The following is a 16,235-nucleotide window of genomic DNA, read 5'->3' as shown; positions in this document are numbered from 1 at the left end:
GCACCTCTTTTCGCTATTATCTTATGAATAATTAGTTTGTTTTTTAGGACCTTGCGGGTTGCTCTTACATGTCGAAGAATAAACTATACAAAGTAATGAATGAGAAGAAATACCCCGAGAACTGGAGCGGCAGCTAACATAAGGTTTATAGAATTTGTTATTCTCCACTTCTTGTCTGCTTTTGATTCTGTGGAAAGGTTAGCTCTCATTCGATCACCGCTTACAGCTGCTCCAGATATGATAAGAGCTAGCCCCACTAATATAATGAAAGCGGTGAAAAGTACTGTTTCTGAATTTACGTTAGCTATTGTACATGCTACTAAAAGTATAAAAGATAAAATGAACCCACCAATAATTGATTTAATCATTTTTGTCCTCCTCCTATCCTTTTTATGAAGTTTCCATATATTAACTATATAATATCATTTTTTCTGTCTTTTTACTTTTGTTTTTGTTATTCCAACAGTAATTAAACCAACTAAAAAAGCGAAACGCTTATGTCTAAGTGCGTTTCGCTCAAGGGAACTACATTTTAACTATCTTTTGTGATGTCTGCCGGACGTATACGAATTACTTTTGATAAGTCACTTAGTGGTAGCTGTATCTGATGACCTACACGCCCGCCAGAAAAGTAAATCGTTTCACAGTCTTCTGCCGTAGAGTCAATGAAGGTTGTGAACTGCTTTTTCATCCCGATAGGAGAACACCCTCCGTGAACATATCCTGTCAGAGGCAACAGCTCTCTTTGAGGAATCATTTCTAGGGATTTTTCACCAGCTGCTTTTGCCGCTTTCTTTAAATCAAGCTCCTTTTCAACCGGTACCATGAAGACATAATGTTCTTTTGATTTTCCAACGGTCACAAGTGTCTTGAAGACTTTAGCAAGATCCTCTCCGAGCGAAGTAGCTACCTGTACTCCACTCAGATTTTTAGTTTCATAAGAATAATAATTGTACTCAATTTTTTTCTGATCTAAAATTCGCATTACGTTCGTTTTGTCTGCTTTTTTACCCATAATTATCACCGATACCATCATAACACGTTTTGTTTTCATATCTCCATATATTAGGATAGGTAGGTTAGTAAGGGTTATTCATATCTTTTATATAAAAATGAATCTAATATGCTAAATAATGACTTTTCACTACCTTTGGAACCCGATGTTTTCAAAGAAAAAAGCCACTAGAGGTACTAGTGACTTTTTCATTTCTATTCATTCAATTATGCTACTGCATCAATATGTTTGTTTTCTCTATCGCTACAGATTTTCACCTTAACTATATAGATGACATTTTACTTTATGCTTGCTATCAATCACTGTATCTTCAGGTGTTTCTTTCATGCAGCGGTCAAATGCGAACGGGCATCTTTTATGAAACGCACAGCCTGAAGGTGGATTAAGAGGAGAAGGAATTTCACCTTTAACCTCAATTTTTTCACGCTTTTCATGTTCGTGAATTGCCGGGACAGATGATAAAAGAAGTTTTGTGTAAGGATGACGAGGATTTGAAAAAATCTCATCTGTTGGCCCTTCTTCTACTAATCTTCCTAAATACATTACGCCAACGCGGTCTGCAATATGCCTTACGACGCTTAAATCGTGGGAGATAAAGAGATATGAAAGCTTCATTTCTCTTTGTAAACTGCGCAGCAAGTTTAAGATTTGTGCTTGAATAGATACGTCCAGTGCTGAAACCGGCTCATCACAAATGATAAGCTTCGGGTTTAAAATCAACGAACGCGCAATCCCTATACGCTGGCGCTGGCCGCCTGAAAATTCGTGCGGATAGCGGTTGTAATCTTCTTCATTAAACCCAAGCTTTTTTAATAATTCAATGACAAGCTGCTTTCGTTCGCTTTTGGCGCCTACATTATGAATTGTTAATGTTTCTTGAATGGAAGCCCCAATTTTTTTCCTTGGGTTAAGGGAAGTATGCGGATCTTGGAAAATCATTTGCAAATCTTTACGAATCGTCCGTAAGCGTGATGCTTTAGATTCGAAAATACTTTCTCCATTAAACTGTGCTTCCCCGCCCGTTGGTTCTACTAACTTTAAAAGCGTGCGCCCCGCTGTACTTTTCCCGCAACCAGATTCACCTACTAATCCGTACGTTTCGCCTTCATAAATATCAAAAGACAAATCTTGAACCGCTTTGATTTGTCCCTTCGCTTTTCCTAAAGCTGAACGAACCGGATAGTATTTTTGCAGGTTGCGAACTTCAAGCAAGGGCTTGGCGCTTTGCTGCTTTGCTTCACTAGACATACGCAACCTCTCCTTCTTGAATTTTTTCATAGTGCCAGCATCGAACGCGATGCGTATCATCGGCATGCTCTAAAACAGGTACTTCTTTATGGCATTTTTCCGTTGCAAACGGGCATCTTGGTGCAAAACGACAGCCGTCTGGCACGTTTGAAAGCGGCGGAACCGTTCCTGGAATGGACGAAAGCTCTTGTGTTCTGTCGCCATCTAAGTGAGGAACCGACTTAATTAAGCCCATTGTATAAGGATGAAGCGGCTTTGAAAACAGCGTGTTAACGTCCGTTTCTTCCATCACTTGTCCTAAATACATCACGGCTACTTTTGTACAAATATTAGCGACAACGCCTAAGTCATGGGTGATGAACAGCACGCCCATGTTGAGCTTGTCTTTTAAATCCATCATAAGGTCAAGGATTTGCGCTTGAATGGTTACGTCTAAAGCCGTTGTTGGCTCGTCGGCAATAAGAAGCTTCGGCTCACAGGCTAAAGCCATCGCAATCATAATGCGCTGCCTCATTCCTCCCGAGATTTCATGCGGATACTCTTTTGCTCGCTGTTCTGGAGACGGAATGCCGGTTAGTCTCAAAAGCTCTACGACTTTCTTTTGCGCTTCTTTTTTAGAGACTTTTTGATGCAGACGAATCACTTCAGCAATTTGTTTTCCAATTGGCATAACGGGATTTAATGACGACATGGGATCCTGGAAAATCATTGAGATTTCGTTTCCTCTTAGCTTTTGAATTTGCTTTGAAGACATGTCTAATAAGTTTTTTCCTTCAAACAAAATCTTGCCCTCGTAGCTTGTTAGGTCTTCATCTAATAGCTGAAGAATAGATTCGGACGTTACGCTTTTTCCTGATCCAGATTCACCGACAATGCCTAATACTTCTCCTTTATTTAATTGAAGAGATACATTGTCAACAGCCGTTACTTCTCCGCTATACGTTGTAAAAGTTACTTGTAAGTCTTCTAATTTTAAAAGGGCGTTACTCAACGTTTTTTCCTCCTTTTCTTCAGCATTACGTTTTTCGGATTTAACCAATCGCGCAGACCGTCACCAAATAAATTAAGGCCAAGTACAATTAAAATGATAAATACACCCGGAAACACGGTCATCCACCACGCGTTGTAAATGGCAAGCTTTCCGTCATACAGCATATTTCCTAAGCTTGGTGTTGGCGCAGGAATTCCGGCTCCTAAAAAGCTTAGCGAAGCCTCTGTTAAAATCGTCACGGCAAACACGTATGTTACTTGAACGATTAAAGGCGATAAGACGTTTGGTGCCATATGAAAACAAATGATTCGAAGTGAGCTTGCTCCTTGAGCTTTTAGCGCTTCAATAAATGTTTTTTCTTTTACAACAAGCGCAGCTGAACGAACAATTCTCGCAATCGAAGGAATAAATACAAGGCTCAGTGCGATAATAACATTGCTTGTTTTAGGTCCTAAAGCAGACATGATGGCAATTGCTAGTAAAATAGATGGAAAAGCAAACAAGCCGTCACAAATTCTCATTAAAATATAATCAAGAATTTTATAATAAGAAGATAAAAGTCCAACGATTAAACCCAGTACAGTAGCAATAATCGTTACTGCGGCTCCAATCATTAACGATATTCTGACGCCGTACATTGTCCGACTAAATACATCTCGCCCAAAGTTATCCGTTCCAAACCAGTGCGTGCTTGACGGCGGTGCTAATCGATTTGCAGGGTCGATTTGTAAGCTGCCAAAAGGAGAAATGAGCGGAGCAAAAACAGCAATCAAAATAGATAATAAAATAAGTATCGCTCCTCTTACTAGCAAACGATTTGAGAAGAAACGCGCTGCCGCTGGGTTTCTTTTTTTCTTTGAAGTTACTGAAATGGTCTCTGTATTTTGTTGTGCGTTCACATTCATCACCCTCCTTTAATCATGATAAGAATTGCGTACACGCGGATCGATCACGGCATACAGCAAATCAACAACTAAATTGATGACCACGTAAGCAACCGTAATTAAAAGTACAGCTCCTTGAATAAGCGCGTAATCTCGGCGTTCAATTGATGAAACAATCAGCTGACCTAATCCCGGGATGTTAAATAATGATTCTGTTACTGCCGCTCCGGTCACAAGTCCCGCAAATGATTCTCCGATAACTGTTAAAATCGGTAAAAAACTCACGCGCAGCGTATGCTTAAGCATAATTGTGCGTTCATTTAATCCTTTTGCTTTTGCCGTTTTAACAAAGTTTTCAGAAATGGTATCGAGTAAAGATGAACGCGTCATACGCGTAATTAATGCAGCTTGAATCGCTCCAAGCGTAATCGTTGGTAAAACTAAATACTTTAAGTATTCAAATAATCCGGCATTTAACGGAACGTATCCTGAAACAGGGAAAATTCGAAGCTGTACAGCAAAAAGCAAAATAAGGAATGAACCGAGAAGAAAGCTAGGAATAGAGATACCTAAAAGGCTGGCTCCCATAATGCTTTCATCACGAATCGTTCCTTTATGTTTAGCTGCATATATACCAAATAGTAAAGCAAACACCACGCCAAAAATTTGCGCAAGTATAGCTAGAGAAACCGTAGGACCTACGTTATCCCAAATCGCCCCGAGCACAGGTTTATTTAAAAAGTAGGAATAACCAAAATCTCCGTGAAAGATGTTAGATAGCCAGATAAAGTATTGATTGACAACAGGCTCATCCAATCCCATTTCTTTGCTTAGCGCTGCAATTTGTTCCGGACTTGCGCCTTGTCCTAAAATGATTGCTGCGGGACTCCCAGGCGTTAAGCGTGTAATTAAGAACACAACAATAGATACAATGAATAAAACAGGAATTAGTGCAAAAAGTCTCTTAAGTGTATAAGCTCCCATCGTAAACTCCTTTCTAAAACAGAGAGCATAAGCCCTCTGTTTATTAGAATAATAAGATATTATTTTGTTAAACTCATATTGTAGAAAATTGGACCTAAATTATACTCATAGCCTTTTGAATTGTTAGAAACGGCATTGATGTTCACTTTATGACCAATAAGCGTGAACGGAAGCTCGTCCCATACGTATTGCTGGATGGCATCAATGTCACCGCGAGCTTCTTTAACAGAAGGAGCAGCTTTAATTTTGTTTAAGTAGTCCATTGATTTTTCAACTGATGTACCTTTTGTCGTCCAGAATCCTTGGAAGATGGTAGAACGAGCATTCCAGTCAACAGGATAGATGTCCCATTGGTTTGTATCACTCATTTTATCGCTGAATGTCGCCCAGTCGTATACTTCTAATTTTACATTCATACCAATGTCTTTTAATTCTTGTTGAACCACAACAGCTGTATTGTATTGATCTTGGTAATCGCGAGACGCCATTAAGCGAATTTCTTCTCCGTTATAACCAGATTTCTTCAAATATTCTTTTGCTTTTTTCTTATCATGCTGGTTATATTCTTCTTTTCCAGCTGTACTGTAGTAGTTTGGATACTCTTTGTTCACAATGGATGAAGAAAGCTTGTAATAATCTGAGCTTCCGTAAGAACTGTCTAAGATATCTTTTGAGTTAAGAGCTGCGTTAACTGCTTTTCGCGCATTGATGTCTTTAAAGACGCCTTTATCTGCGTTGTAGAAAAGTCCCATAAATCCGCCTGGTGATGTTTCTACTTTTGCATTTTGACTGCCTTCAACTTGTTTGGCATTATCGCTTGATACAGATAGCGCAACGTCAAATTGTCCGGTTGTAATACCAGAAATCCTAGTTGACTCATCGCTTACGAAACTAATCTTAATTTCATCGACGTGAGGAGTTTTCTTAACTTCGCGGCCTTTCGAAGAATAATCTTTAAATTTTTCTAATAAAAGATATTGATTTTTCTTCCACTCTTTTACTTTATATGGACCTGTTCCTATGTAGTCTTTGATCCCTTCATCAGATGCATTGTCAACCACTTCTTTTGGTAAAATAGCTGCTGCGGGGATTGGATCAGCTAATAAAGATAGCGTGTTAACATTTGGTGATGGTAAATGAAGCTCTACCGTATAATCACCGGTTTTTGTCATTTCAGCACCAGAGAAGTTTGTTTTCCCAAGGGATGATAGCTTAATCCAGCGGTTAATAGAAGCGACAACGTCATCTGCAGTCATTTCTTTACCGTTATGGAATTTAACCCCTTTTCTTAATTGGAACGTGTATGTTTTTTTATCATCGCTAATATCTACTTTAGACGCTAAGTCAGGCTTAGGATTTCCTTTGTCGTCTAAAATCATTAACCCTTCATAGATACTGCGCGTTGCATCTTTCACATCTGAGTCCCCAGTGATTTGAGCATCTAGCGTTGCTGGCTCACTTTGAGACGCGACGTTTAGCGTTCCGCCTTCTTTTCCTTCTTTTTCACTTGAAGTATTTTCACTTGCGTTACCACTGCACCCTGCTACCATGAGGACAATGGTTAAAAGAGAGATGAAAAGTAAATAAGTCCTTTTCACTAAAATCACTCCTATTTCCTTGTATAAAATTTTAATCCGACTATAATTAGAAGAATAGTAGGAATGTGAACAATTGTAGCACTACCTTCTACCTTTGGCAATTAGTATTTTTGACACACAGAGGCTATTATACCATTTTCTATTAAATAAATATGGTATATATGTATAATAGTTGAATAAAATAACCATTTATTTCTTATAAAGCAAGCGATTGAAAACACTTTATCAACGCAGTAAAAAAGAAAAAACATCTTAAGAAATGGTAATTTAACAAAAAAGGAGAAAACAACAGTGGGATTTTTAATTGGTATATCAGGAAGCATTATTGTGGATCAAGGAGGACGCTTTCCAGGCTATAAGCGAGCGTATGTGAATAACGACTATATCGAATCAACAGCGCTCAGCGGCGGAGTTCCTTTTATCTTGCCAGTACTAGAAGATGAAGAAATGATTAAAGCGCAGGCAGAAAGTATAGACGGGTTGATTTTATCAGGTGGACAAGACGTCAATCCCCTTTTATACGGTGAAGAACCGACAACAAAAACAGGTTCACCTTTTTTAGCACGAGATCAGTCTGAACATCTATTGTTAAAGCATGTGATTGATCAAGGAAAGCCCGTATTAGCGATTTGCCGCGGTTTACAAATTTTAAACGTTGCTTACGGCGGCACGCTTTATCAAGACATGTCAGACATTAAAGAGTCATTTATCAAACATGATCAATACAACAATACAAGCGACCCTTCTCATTCCATCATGATTAAAGACGGAACACGCCTACATGACCTTTACGGTAATCAAGCTCTTATTAATTCATTTCACCATCAAGCGATTAAAGACGTAGCTCCAGGCTTTGAAGTTTCCGCATGGGCAAAAGACGGAGTCATTGAAGCCATTGAAAAACAAGGAAATCAATTTGTAGTCGGCGTCCAGTGGCATCCAGAAATGATGGCAAAAGAACATATTTCAATGCTGAACTTGTTTAAACTTTTTATGGAGCATGTGCAGCAGACAGCTACGAAAAAAGTCAGCATTTGACGTTTCAATCTACTTTGTTACCAATATAAAAAAGGCAGGCCATTGTGGCCTGCCTTTTTGTATGAACTGAAGATGCGCAAAGAAATCTAGACAAATCTTCATCTATTAATTAGATAAAATAGTGCAAGTATTTTTGGCTTTTACAGTATTTCAATATACCCTTCTGTTCCATGTACGCGAATTCGCTGACCGTCTTTTATTAGCCGAGTAGCATTCTCTACTCCGACAACCGCTGGCAATCCGTATTCGCGGGCAATGACTGCGCCGTGAGTCATCAGTCCCCCAACTTCCGTAACAAGCCCCTTTATTCCTACGAATAACGGAGTCCAGCTAGGGTCAGTAAAGGAAGTGACTAATATATCTCCATCTGATAGATTAGCTTTTTCCATGTTTAAAATGACGCGCGCGCGCCCTTCTATCACTCCGGAAGAAACCGGTAAACCTACAATTGCTTGGGGCGGGAGGTTTTCTCGTTTGTACGCACCTGTAATAATTTCACCCTGAGACGTAATCACACGCGGAGGTGTTAGCTTTTCATATAATCTGTACTCTTCTTTTCGTTTACTGATGATTTGGTAATCTAGTTTACGTGTGCGCACAACTCCTTGAAGTTCTTCAAACGTCAAATAGTATATATCTTCTGATTCATCAATAACGCGGGCTTTTACTAGCAGAGCGGCTTCTTTCAGGAGAGCCTGCTTATAAACAAAATAACGGTTAATCATCCCGTATTTGGGATATTCACGATAACCGATAAAATTTCGGAGGAGATCAATTCTTTCTTTTGTTTCTTTTGCTTTTTGTTCGCCATCGGGCAATTGCTCTAATCGACTTAATAGCTCTTTCTCTTTTTTAAAGGCTTCCTGCAAACCTTTTTCAAATTTTTGTTTGCTGGCGCTAGCCTCAAAGTTTTTAATATTACCAAGAATCACAGGGATAAGTGCAGCTGGCTTTTCGCTCCACCGAGTTTTCGTAATATCGATTTCGCCGGGACATCGCATTCCGTATTTGCTGAGATAATCATAGATAGCGTCTCGGGTTTCCTGTCCGCCTTCTAACTTAACCAGGTTCTCCAAAAAGTTATCATCTTTTACATGTTTTAAATAATGAATGACTTCTGGATAAGGGCGAATTACATCTGCGACATCCAATAGCGCCAGACCCATTTCTGAAGTAATATTGTTTGGGACGGATTGAGAAAGCGCGTCTGCTGCGTTTTTTTCACCTAACCATGTCTCCATTTTTTCATTAATCCATGATGAAGCATCCATAGCGGCCATAAACACAGCTGTACTTTGTGGATCAAATAAAATCTTCTTTAATGTCCCGATATCTTCTGAAATAAAATCGACTAATTCCGACCCTGACTTCGTTTGGATGGTTTGTTTTAGCTCTTCTATTGAAGCTTGATTCTTCTTGATCAAGTCAAAAACGATCGTAAAGTCGTTTTCGATTTGTACCTTAGGTTTCGTAGGCGGCACGCTTTTATTGCTTTTACCGGAACTTTGATCATTAGATAAAGATTTTATGAAATCTCCTCGCTCTATTATGCTTGTAAGTGCGTCTTTCATGAGCGGATCATGTTGTCCCATGGCACCTAACATCATTTTTCTGCTGTCAGGTGAAGCCAGCATAGGGGTGACATCAATAAACAACCTTCCACCGGCTGTACGCATCGGTGCATTAGTCGTTAACAGAAAAAAAGACAATCCCAGTGGTTTCATGGCATCGGTCATCATTTGTTGGTGTCCAACAGATACATACACGTGATTTTCTTGATCAGCTGCTTCTGGAATTGGATATAAAGTAGTGATTGGACGACTTTGGACAATATAAAATGTATCATCAGCCAAGCACCACTCGATATCTTGAGGACAATCAAAATAAGCTTCAAGCTGTCTTCCAACGCGTTCTAATTGTAAAATTTGAGAGTCAGTGAGCGCTTGCGTTTTTTGCACACCAGAAGGAACTTCCTTCGCTTCTGTTCCGCCTTCTTTTAATCCATAGATAGCTAACTTTTTAGCTGCTATTTTTTTATCAACGATTTCTCCTTCTTGTACTTTATAGCAATCGGCAGATACCAAACCAGACACCAGCGCTTCTCCAAGTCCGAATCCTGCATCAATGGATAGCAGCTTTCGATTAGAAGTGACTGGGTCAGCTGTAAATAAAATACCTGAAGCCTGCGGGAAAACCATTCGTTGAACAATAACCGATGCGTGCACTTGACTATGGTCAAATCCATTTTTTATACGGTAGGTTACCGCGCGATTTGTAAACAGGGAAGCCCAGCATTTGCTAATGTGCTCAAGGATGGCTTCTTTGCCTCTGATATTTAAATAGGTGTCATGCTGACCAGCAAAAGAAGCATGTGGCAGATCTTCAGCTGTCGCACTTGAACGAACGGCATAAGCATGCTCTTCCCCAAACTGAGAGAGAGAATGAATAACTGCTTTTACGACGTCAAAAGGAATTTTTATTTCCATAATGGTTTGGCGAATTTTTTCGCTGATTTCACCAATTTGATCTCGATCATCAGCTTTTAGCATCGTCAGCTGGTTCAGTAACGCTTGAAATGTTTCATTTTGTTCAAGAGCTTTTTGATACCCGGCCGCTGTCACACAAAATCCTTCCGGTACTTGTATTCCTTGAATTTTTGATAACGCCCCTAAATTCAAGCCTTTTCCTCCAACAAGTGAAAGCTGTATATCTTTTATTTCTTGAAAGCTAAGAACTAAAGAGTTCATTCAACATCTCTCCTAACCGGTAATGTTTTATTGATTTTACCAGCAGCAAATGAGAATAAACAGTCTATATCGGCATTTTTTTTTATGGTATAATTAAAGTAGGAAGAGAAATACATACCTTTTTGTTTGCGGTTACATATTTAAAAGTTGTATAACTAGCTTACCTAATTGATTCGTATCCTGTTTAAAGCAGATACGTACACGTTTGAAGGATTTGTTGTTCTTCCTCATTTAACACTTTCTTTTTAGAGAATAAAATTTCAACATCTCTCCTCATTTTAACCCTTCTTTCATTTGGTCACCTGAAGAGTCTAGCTCATTAGATGATTAACTCTCTTTTTTGAACTATTCCGAAACCATAGTATTACGAATGTATCTCTTCGCTCGCTTTCTAGCAACTGTATAAATAATCACCTGCAGCACAAGCGCCGCAAGGCTTATCAGTACTACTTGTTCGACAGAATTAAAGGGTGAAAAATATTTCTCCCACTTAGAATCAGGCAGCCTTAATGCGTTATAAAAATATGAAGTACTAAAAGAAATGATATTTCCTAAAATAAGTGATAAATCCGCTCTAATCAGCCCACTTAGATAAGACAGTGCTAGTGTAACTATGGCCATGATGATATAGTTTACCTTGGAATCATCCTCAAAATCCTTTCGCATAGATAAATAAACATATGGAATGCAGTAAATGGTAAAAATTATAAAAGGAAGTAGTCTTCTCATATAGTACTCTCTCCAATATTTAGGATTCGACATAGTTCTCTATTATTATAAATTATTAGAGAGAGTTTTTTCCAGTTTTTTGCACATAGAGAGTGTGGAAGTACCTATACATAAAATGATTGTTTTTAGAATTGTTCCTTAAGGCAAAGTGAAAAAGCATATTTATTTAAGCAGGACGTGTATTTTAATCGACCATTTTCTGTTTACTGATGACAATTTCTTCTTTATTTTTCTCCTAAAATGGCTACAGGGCTAAATACCTCGTAATGAATACGTTCGTTTGGTATATCCCATCTACGTAATGCTTTAAGAATAGCTTCTATACTCAATATGGATAAATTTGGATTATCCTATACGGTAATGAAAATACTAACTCTAGTTACCACAGTGAACATAATGAATAGGTTCTTTAAGAAACAAAAGAACAATCTACCCTTTTGTACATCATATTTTCTTTGATTAAACAAACTAATAAAAATTTGTTGAATTGGAATTAAATCAGAAAGATAAATATTTGTATGATCCAAACTTTAAGATATACCTTATACATCACTGGCATGCTTTTAATCATTGCAGCCATATACTATTCAATTGTTAACAGTTTTCAACGATAAAAGAATAGGAATAGGAATGCCTTTGCGTCTTCGTATATCGGTGATACAGAAATCGATTTCTACTATTATTCTTTCTAAGATTAATAGGTACTACAAAAGAGGACAGCTAGGTAGATATTAAACTACTATCTGTCCTCTTCTGACCGTACTCTTATCAAAATCTTTTAACGAAGCCATAATTAAGTAACATCTTCTACAAACTCTTCTAGAGAATCATACATTTCTAAAGCGTCCCATTCACCCATACCATGTTCAGCTGTAAAAACTGGATAATCTTCATTCGCTATATCAATAAAAAGCGGGTCACCGCCGATTTCTTCATCATACCCTATGACAAACCAGCTTTCTTGCCAATCTCCTTCTTAATTCCCTATAAGGGAATTGGCTTCTAGATCTTCTCTATAGCCTAATTGTCCATCTAAAAACTCGCTTTTAAGATAGATATAATAAGGAGTAGAAAGAATTTCTCCCACTTCATCTTCAAATTCTACTTTCACCGACGTACCTGGAAGTGCTTTAAGAATTTTATAGATTTTCTCTATATCCGGCTTTATCATTTGCTTCTCCCCTTTAATGATCTGTATGATTTATCGTGGCCATTACCCATTCTTCTAAGCTGTCTGCTATTACTTCGCGCTGTTCCCAATCGTGCCAAAAGGTGATAATTTGGCCGACTTTTCCTCCTTCAGCCGGATCCAAGTCTATACAAATATCATCTCCTCCCCCATTCGTGGCAATCGAAATCCAGCGCGGGTTCCACCAAAATTCTTTTTTTACTGGCCCAATAGGTTCAATTTCTGGAAAATCTTCAAATTCTCCTCCGTCTAAAAGCTCTTTTAATGTTTGCCACGTATACAGAATCTCCTCTAAAGGTAATAGAGTATAATTTTCGATAGCTGCTATATATTCATCACGCTGTCCATTATGTATCATTAACCAGTCTTTAAGGTTTTGAGGGAAGGTTAGTCCCATCTTTTGTTCAACCGCTGCAATTTCTGATTCAGCAGCAGCTTCATTAAGCGTTCGTACTGCTTCTGGTCGATGTATTTTCAACCACTGTTCAAACTCATGCCAAACTTGCTTCATACTGGACTCCTCCTTATATAACATCATTAAATGAATCTACGAAAAATCATCCTGTACTTTTTAAGCTTATACTAATTATGTATGGAAATCTTATGTAAATAAACTGTTTTATTACTTTCTACTATATGAAACGAACATCAATTAGCTCGCTTAACCTCATTTTATTCGTCTGTTGATCCCCCTCATCGATAAAAACAAATAATCCTCCAAGAGAATCAACAAACTGAATAACTCCTGTTTCCGTTATACACTGCCCACGCTTGTAATACGTAAGGTACACTTTTTTATGTGTATGAAGCGCTTCAATCAAAGTGAAATTAATCTGTTCCATTTGATCTTCTGTTAAAAAAGGTTGAGGTATCTCCGATTGTTTTTTTATCATTTCCTGTAATCCTTTGTATTGCTCTGGCATAGTGGCGAACGGTCGCCATTTTTTCATTCCTCTGTTCTGCATAGCAGCTTCCTCCTTTATGCTTTATGACCTCCTAGAAGGCCGTTTCGATAACGAGCTGTTGAATGCTCGAGATAGCTTGAGGCCCGTAGAACGCTATTCTTTCCATAACGAAGACGAATGTCATCAATCGTTTTTGCAAGTGCATAGGCTCTTTCCCGCTGATCAATATCCTCAAATAAGCTCATTTGTTCTTCTTCTTGAATGCGTGTGTTCGACAAGGAAATGCCAATGGAACGAATCGGCATTCCGCTATCATGTGTATGTAAGATGGTTAAACAATACGGAAAGATATCTTGGCTTAAATTCGAAGCTCTCTCCATTTTCTTTTGTCTTGAGAAGCCTCCACCTGTTCGTTTGCTGTAACCAATAGATAAATGAACAGTCTGAGCTACCACTTGATGCATGCGTAAACGAAAACATACATCGTCCAATAGCTCCAACAGCAATAACTCCACTTCTTTTCGGTTTGTATAATCATGGAATAGAATCTGACTTTTTCCAAATGAACGAGAGCTAGGAATGTACACATCAGAAATGCGACTGTAATCAATCCCATTCGCATGTTGGTGGATCTCCTCCCCCAAGACACCAAATTCTTTTTGTAACATCTCTTTGGAAGAAAGAGCGAGTTCTTTTATGGAGTGAATGCCCAGACGATTCAAGCGTCTTTCCGTAGCAGACGAAATTCCCCAGAAATCCTTCATCGGATGAATGGACCATAGTTTAAAGGGAATATCCTCATATCGCCAATACGCAACTCCTGTTGGGCTATTCTTAGCCTCATGATCTAAGCTCACTTTTGCCAGTAAGAGATTGGGCCCGATGCCTGCGGTAGCTGTCAGCCGTGTCTTACGGTAAATCTCGTTGATGATTTTATGAGCTAATTCTTCTGGTGTTTTAGCGAACAAATGCAAAGAAGCTGTCGCATCAATAAACAACTCATCAATGCTATACGCATGAAAGTCTTCAGGAGCCACATACTGTAACACCAAACTAGAAATATAGTTCGAAGCCTTGATATACCTCTCCATAGATGGATTCACGACATGGATATCTTTTCTTTTAGGAATATCGAAAAGACGGCTTCCCGTTTTGATTCCTTCTTTCTTTAGTAAGGGTGTGGCAGCTAACACAACCGATCCAGACCGTTTGATATCTCCTACTACCGCAAGCTTTGTTTTCAGCGGATCTAATCCCCGTATGACAGAAGAAACTGAAGCGAAAAATGCCTTCATATCGATACATATAATGACTCTGTTTGGTAGCTGGCCATAATCCATTGAAAGAACTCCTTAAAATAAAGAACGTTCGTTCTCTATTATATACGAACAAACGTTCTTTATCCAATAAAAATTCTAAATTTTTCCCGATTATTGCTATCACTTGCATAGAATTTATTGTTACATTAACAGAAGTAACTACTACATAACGTAATAGTAAGAGTTCAAAAAGACTAAACCCTAAAGGGGGATAAATGTTGAAAAAAGAATATTTTGTGCAATATTCAGACCAAAGTATAATTGATAGTTTTGACTTTCCAGAAGATAAATTTGTATCTATTACTGTAGGGATTAGGGACATTAATCATGATCTGATCATCTCTTTAGTTCGAAAAATGTTTGGTTTACCTGTTTTTTTTGTTTTAGACTCAATGCTCTCTGGACATGAAAAAGAAACATTGATTAAAAATAAAATTCCTTTTTATGAGCATTCATTAGATGGTGCTATTATTAAAGTTGATTCTGAAGAAAAATTGAGCCATGTTAGTGGATTAGCAGAAGAATTAGTTAATAATGGGCTGAGTATATTCATTTTCTACGGAGAAGGTATTGTAGAGCAGAATTTAATTCCTTCGAGACAATGGAATAAACCTATAGAATTTAAAAATGTCGATATAGATAAAGTCGATACATTTGTGGATGTGGAAGAGGTTGGATTTACGATATTCAGTAAGAGTGATTTATTTAACTCACCTGGAAAAGTCCAAAATTATATACCTCGTAGCTACTCACTTGATATTAATAGCAGCGATATTTAACATTTCTAAATTAAAAGGAGGAGGGTTCGTAGTCAATGAAGTATAAAAATAATAAGAGTATACTAAAAATGTTAGCTATCATCCTTCTTTCTATAAATCTATTCTTTTATCTTTTAGCACTAAAGAGCCTATACGTTTTCTCTTCAAAGGTTTCGATATATTTTCTGATATTTGTTCTACACTTTATCTATTTATACATAGTCCTTATAACCGTTAGCAAAACAAAAGAGTCTAAAGTTTTTTGGGGAGTAATTGGGCCGTTTTTTATTGTACCTATAGCAATCGTTGGGTGGTTCACGTTCTTTTATACTAATAAAGTTGACTATTATGATCTAAGTTCCCCTAAGAATACCCAAAAACTTATTATTGGTTATTCTAATTGGAGTCTTGGAGAAACTAATCATTACTATGATTTTTATAAACAAACGGAATTCCCTTTGGTGAAAAAACGAATAAATCAAGAACCTCTTCATGTTATGACACGAAATACGGATATGAGCGATTTAAATGTTTTAGGAGCTCATGATGCACAATGGGGAAATGAACAAACAGTAACTTTTACATCTCCATATCTAAATAAGGAAGTAACTTTGAATTTAAAGTAGGTACCTAGTTCTACTTAAACAACAGAGTTGGGAAAAAGCCTGTATCTAAGGAGATCCAGGCTTTTTATTTTCTGGTTTAGTTACCATAAGTTTGATTATGTTGACTAGCTTTTCATTTAGTAGATAATTATTACCTATTATTTAATTTAATGGTATAATGTGGTCTTGTCATTTTAGAATAGATTGGTGTTGAAATAGCTTTAA

Annotated in this window: 16 protein-coding genes; 3 read left to right on the top strand and 13 right to left on the bottom strand. The window is 37.8% G+C overall.

Annotated features, from left to right (window positions below):
• Positions 1 to 83: 83 nt before the first annotated feature.
• From ACMX9J_RS00080 to ACMX9J_RS00050, 7 genes are all read right to left on the bottom strand, one after another.
• Positions 84 to 368, bottom strand: a complete 285-nt coding sequence (locus ACMX9J_RS00080) for a DUF5316 family protein (RefSeq protein WP_028413748.1) — start codon at positions 366 to 368, stop codon at positions 84 to 86.
• A gap of 164 nt (positions 369 to 532) precedes the next feature.
• The gene (gene ybaK, locus ACMX9J_RS00075; RefSeq protein WP_045289895.1) at positions 533 to 1,015 is read right to left on the bottom strand and encodes a Cys-tRNA(Pro) deacylase; all 483 of its coding nucleotides are present in this window, start codon (positions 1,013 to 1,015) and stop codon (positions 533 to 535) included.
• Positions 1,016 to 1,273: 258 nt separating this feature from the next.
• Entirely contained in the window at positions 1,274 to 2,263 is a 990-nt protein-coding gene (locus tag ACMX9J_RS00070; RefSeq protein WP_047751176.1) for an ABC transporter ATP-binding protein, read from the bottom strand.
• Positions 2,256 to 3,254, bottom strand: a complete 999-nt coding sequence (locus ACMX9J_RS00065; protein WP_416225281.1) for an ABC transporter ATP-binding protein — start codon at positions 3,252 to 3,254, stop codon at positions 2,256 to 2,258. The genes ACMX9J_RS00070 and ACMX9J_RS00065 overlap by 8 nt, the downstream gene beginning before the upstream one ends.
• Positions 3,251 to 4,159 (bottom strand): ABC transporter permease, encoded by a 909-nt coding sequence (locus ACMX9J_RS00060; protein WP_034264721.1) that lies wholly within the window; start codon positions 4,157 to 4,159, stop codon positions 3,251 to 3,253. The genes ACMX9J_RS00065 and ACMX9J_RS00060 overlap by 4 nt, the downstream gene beginning before the upstream one ends.
• A gap of 9 nt (positions 4,160 to 4,168) precedes the next feature.
• Complete coding sequence (locus ACMX9J_RS00055) at positions 4,169 to 5,122, bottom strand: ABC transporter permease (protein ID WP_028413754.1); 954 nt, start codon at positions 5,120 to 5,122, stop codon at positions 4,169 to 4,171.
• Positions 5,123 to 5,181: 59 nt separating this feature from the next.
• Positions 5,182 to 6,720 carry an ABC transporter substrate-binding protein gene (locus ACMX9J_RS00050; RefSeq protein WP_053001489.1) on the bottom strand — a complete coding sequence of 513 codons (1,539 nt, stop codon included), beginning with the start codon at positions 6,718 to 6,720 and terminating at the stop codon, positions 5,182 to 5,184.
• A gap of 291 nt (positions 6,721 to 7,011) precedes the next feature.
• On the opposite strand from ACMX9J_RS00050, the gene ACMX9J_RS00045 reads away from it, so the two are divergent.
• The gene (locus tag ACMX9J_RS00045; protein WP_028413756.1) at positions 7,012 to 7,758 is read left to right on the top strand and encodes a gamma-glutamyl-gamma-aminobutyrate hydrolase family protein; all 747 of its coding nucleotides are present in this window, start codon (positions 7,012 to 7,014) and stop codon (positions 7,756 to 7,758) included.
• Between the two features lie 140 nt (positions 7,759 to 7,898).
• Here ACMX9J_RS00045 and ppsA read toward each other — a convergent pair whose 3' ends face one another.
• The 6 genes from ppsA to ACMX9J_RS00015 form a co-directional block, all read right to left on the bottom strand.
• Positions 7,899 to 10,505, bottom strand: a complete 2,607-nt coding sequence (ppsA, locus tag ACMX9J_RS00040; RefSeq protein WP_416225280.1) for a phosphoenolpyruvate synthase — start codon at positions 10,503 to 10,505, stop codon at positions 7,899 to 7,901.
• A 345-nt stretch (positions 10,506 to 10,850) separates the two neighbouring features.
• A complete protein-coding gene (locus ACMX9J_RS00035) occupies positions 10,851 to 11,126 on the bottom strand; it encodes a hypothetical protein (RefSeq protein WP_255219820.1) in 276 nt (91 codons plus the stop codon).
• A gap of 1,084 nt (positions 11,127 to 12,210) precedes the next feature.
• Positions 12,211 to 12,405, bottom strand: coding sequence for a hypothetical protein (locus tag ACMX9J_RS00030; protein ID WP_416225279.1), 195 nt, complete (start codon positions 12,403 to 12,405; stop codon positions 12,211 to 12,213).
• Between the two features lie 13 nt (positions 12,406 to 12,418).
• The gene (locus ACMX9J_RS00025; protein WP_033578684.1) at positions 12,419 to 12,934 is read right to left on the bottom strand and encodes an SMI1/KNR4 family protein; all 516 of its coding nucleotides are present in this window, start codon (positions 12,932 to 12,934) and stop codon (positions 12,419 to 12,421) included.
• 121 nt (positions 12,935 to 13,055) lie between these two features.
• Positions 13,056 to 13,388 carry a YolD-like family protein gene (locus ACMX9J_RS00020; RefSeq protein ID WP_033578683.1) on the bottom strand — a complete coding sequence of 111 codons (333 nt, stop codon included), beginning with the start codon at positions 13,386 to 13,388 and terminating at the stop codon, positions 13,056 to 13,058.
• Positions 13,389 to 13,402: 14 nt separating this feature from the next.
• Positions 13,403 to 14,668, bottom strand: coding sequence for a DNA polymerase thumb domain-containing protein (locus tag ACMX9J_RS00015; RefSeq protein ID WP_047751180.1), 1,266 nt, complete (start codon positions 14,666 to 14,668; stop codon positions 13,403 to 13,405).
• A gap of 197 nt (positions 14,669 to 14,865) precedes the next feature.
• On the opposite strand from ACMX9J_RS00015, the gene ACMX9J_RS00010 reads away from it, so the two are divergent.
• Together ACMX9J_RS00010 and ACMX9J_RS00005 are read left to right on the top strand one after the other, a co-directional pair.
• Complete coding sequence (locus ACMX9J_RS00010; RefSeq protein WP_033578681.1) at positions 14,866 to 15,426, top strand: hypothetical protein; 561 nt, start codon at positions 14,866 to 14,868, stop codon at positions 15,424 to 15,426.
• 35 nt (positions 15,427 to 15,461) lie between these two features.
• Positions 15,462 to 16,031 carry a hypothetical protein gene (locus ACMX9J_RS00005; protein ID WP_416225278.1) on the top strand — a complete coding sequence of 190 codons (570 nt, stop codon included), beginning with the start codon at positions 15,462 to 15,464 and terminating at the stop codon, positions 16,029 to 16,031.
• Positions 16,032 to 16,235: the final 204 nt, after the last annotated feature.

The organism is Priestia sp. RMT2NF4 (assembly GCF_047872835.1).
Classification (GTDB): Bacteria; Bacillota; Bacilli; order Bacillales; family Bacillaceae_H; genus Priestia; species Priestia zanthoxyli.
The sequence above is the reverse complement of the archived record's forward strand: the minus strand, read 5'-3'. Positions and strand labels throughout refer to the sequence as shown.

Coding starts and splice junctions, on each gene's coding strand:
- ACMX9J_RS00080 (WP_028413748.1), bottom strand. CDS start 368: ATGATTAAATCAATTATTGGTGGGTTCATTTTATCTTTTATACTTTTA.
- ybaK (WP_045289895.1), bottom strand. CDS start 1,015: ATGGGTAAAAAAGCAGACAAAACGAACGTAATGCGAATTTTAGATCAG.
- ACMX9J_RS00070 (WP_047751176.1), bottom strand. CDS start 2,263: ATGTCTAGTGAAGCAAAGCAGCAAAGCGCCAAGCCCTTGCTTGAAGTT.
- ACMX9J_RS00060 (WP_034264721.1), bottom strand. CDS start 4,159: ATGAATGTGAACGCACAACAAAATACAGAGACCATTTCAGTAACTTCA.
- ACMX9J_RS00055 (WP_028413754.1), bottom strand. CDS start 5,122: ATGGGAGCTTATACACTTAAGAGACTTTTTGCACTAATTCCTGTTTTA.
- ppsA (WP_416225280.1), bottom strand. CDS start 10,505: ATGAACTCTTTAGTTCTTAGCTTTCAAGAAATAAAAGATATACAGCTT.
- ACMX9J_RS00035 (WP_255219820.1), bottom strand. CDS start 11,126: ATGGCCATAGTTACACTAGCACTGTCTTATCTAAGTGGGCTGATTAGA.
- ACMX9J_RS00030 (WP_416225279.1), bottom strand. CDS start 12,405: ATGATAAAGCCGGATATAGAGAAAATCTATAAAATTCTTAAAGCACTT.
- ACMX9J_RS00025 (WP_033578684.1), bottom strand. CDS start 12,934: ATGAAGCAAGTTTGGCATGAGTTTGAACAGTGGTTGAAAATACATCGA.
- ACMX9J_RS00020 (WP_033578683.1), bottom strand. CDS start 13,388: ATGCAGAACAGAGGAATGAAAAAATGGCGACCGTTCGCCACTATGCCA.
- ACMX9J_RS00015 (WP_047751180.1), bottom strand. CDS start 14,668: ATGGATTATGGCCAGCTACCAAACAGAGTCATTATATGTATCGATATG.
- ACMX9J_RS00005 (WP_416225278.1), top strand. CDS start 15,462: ATGAAGTATAAAAATAATAAGAGTATACTAAAAATGTTAGCTATCATC.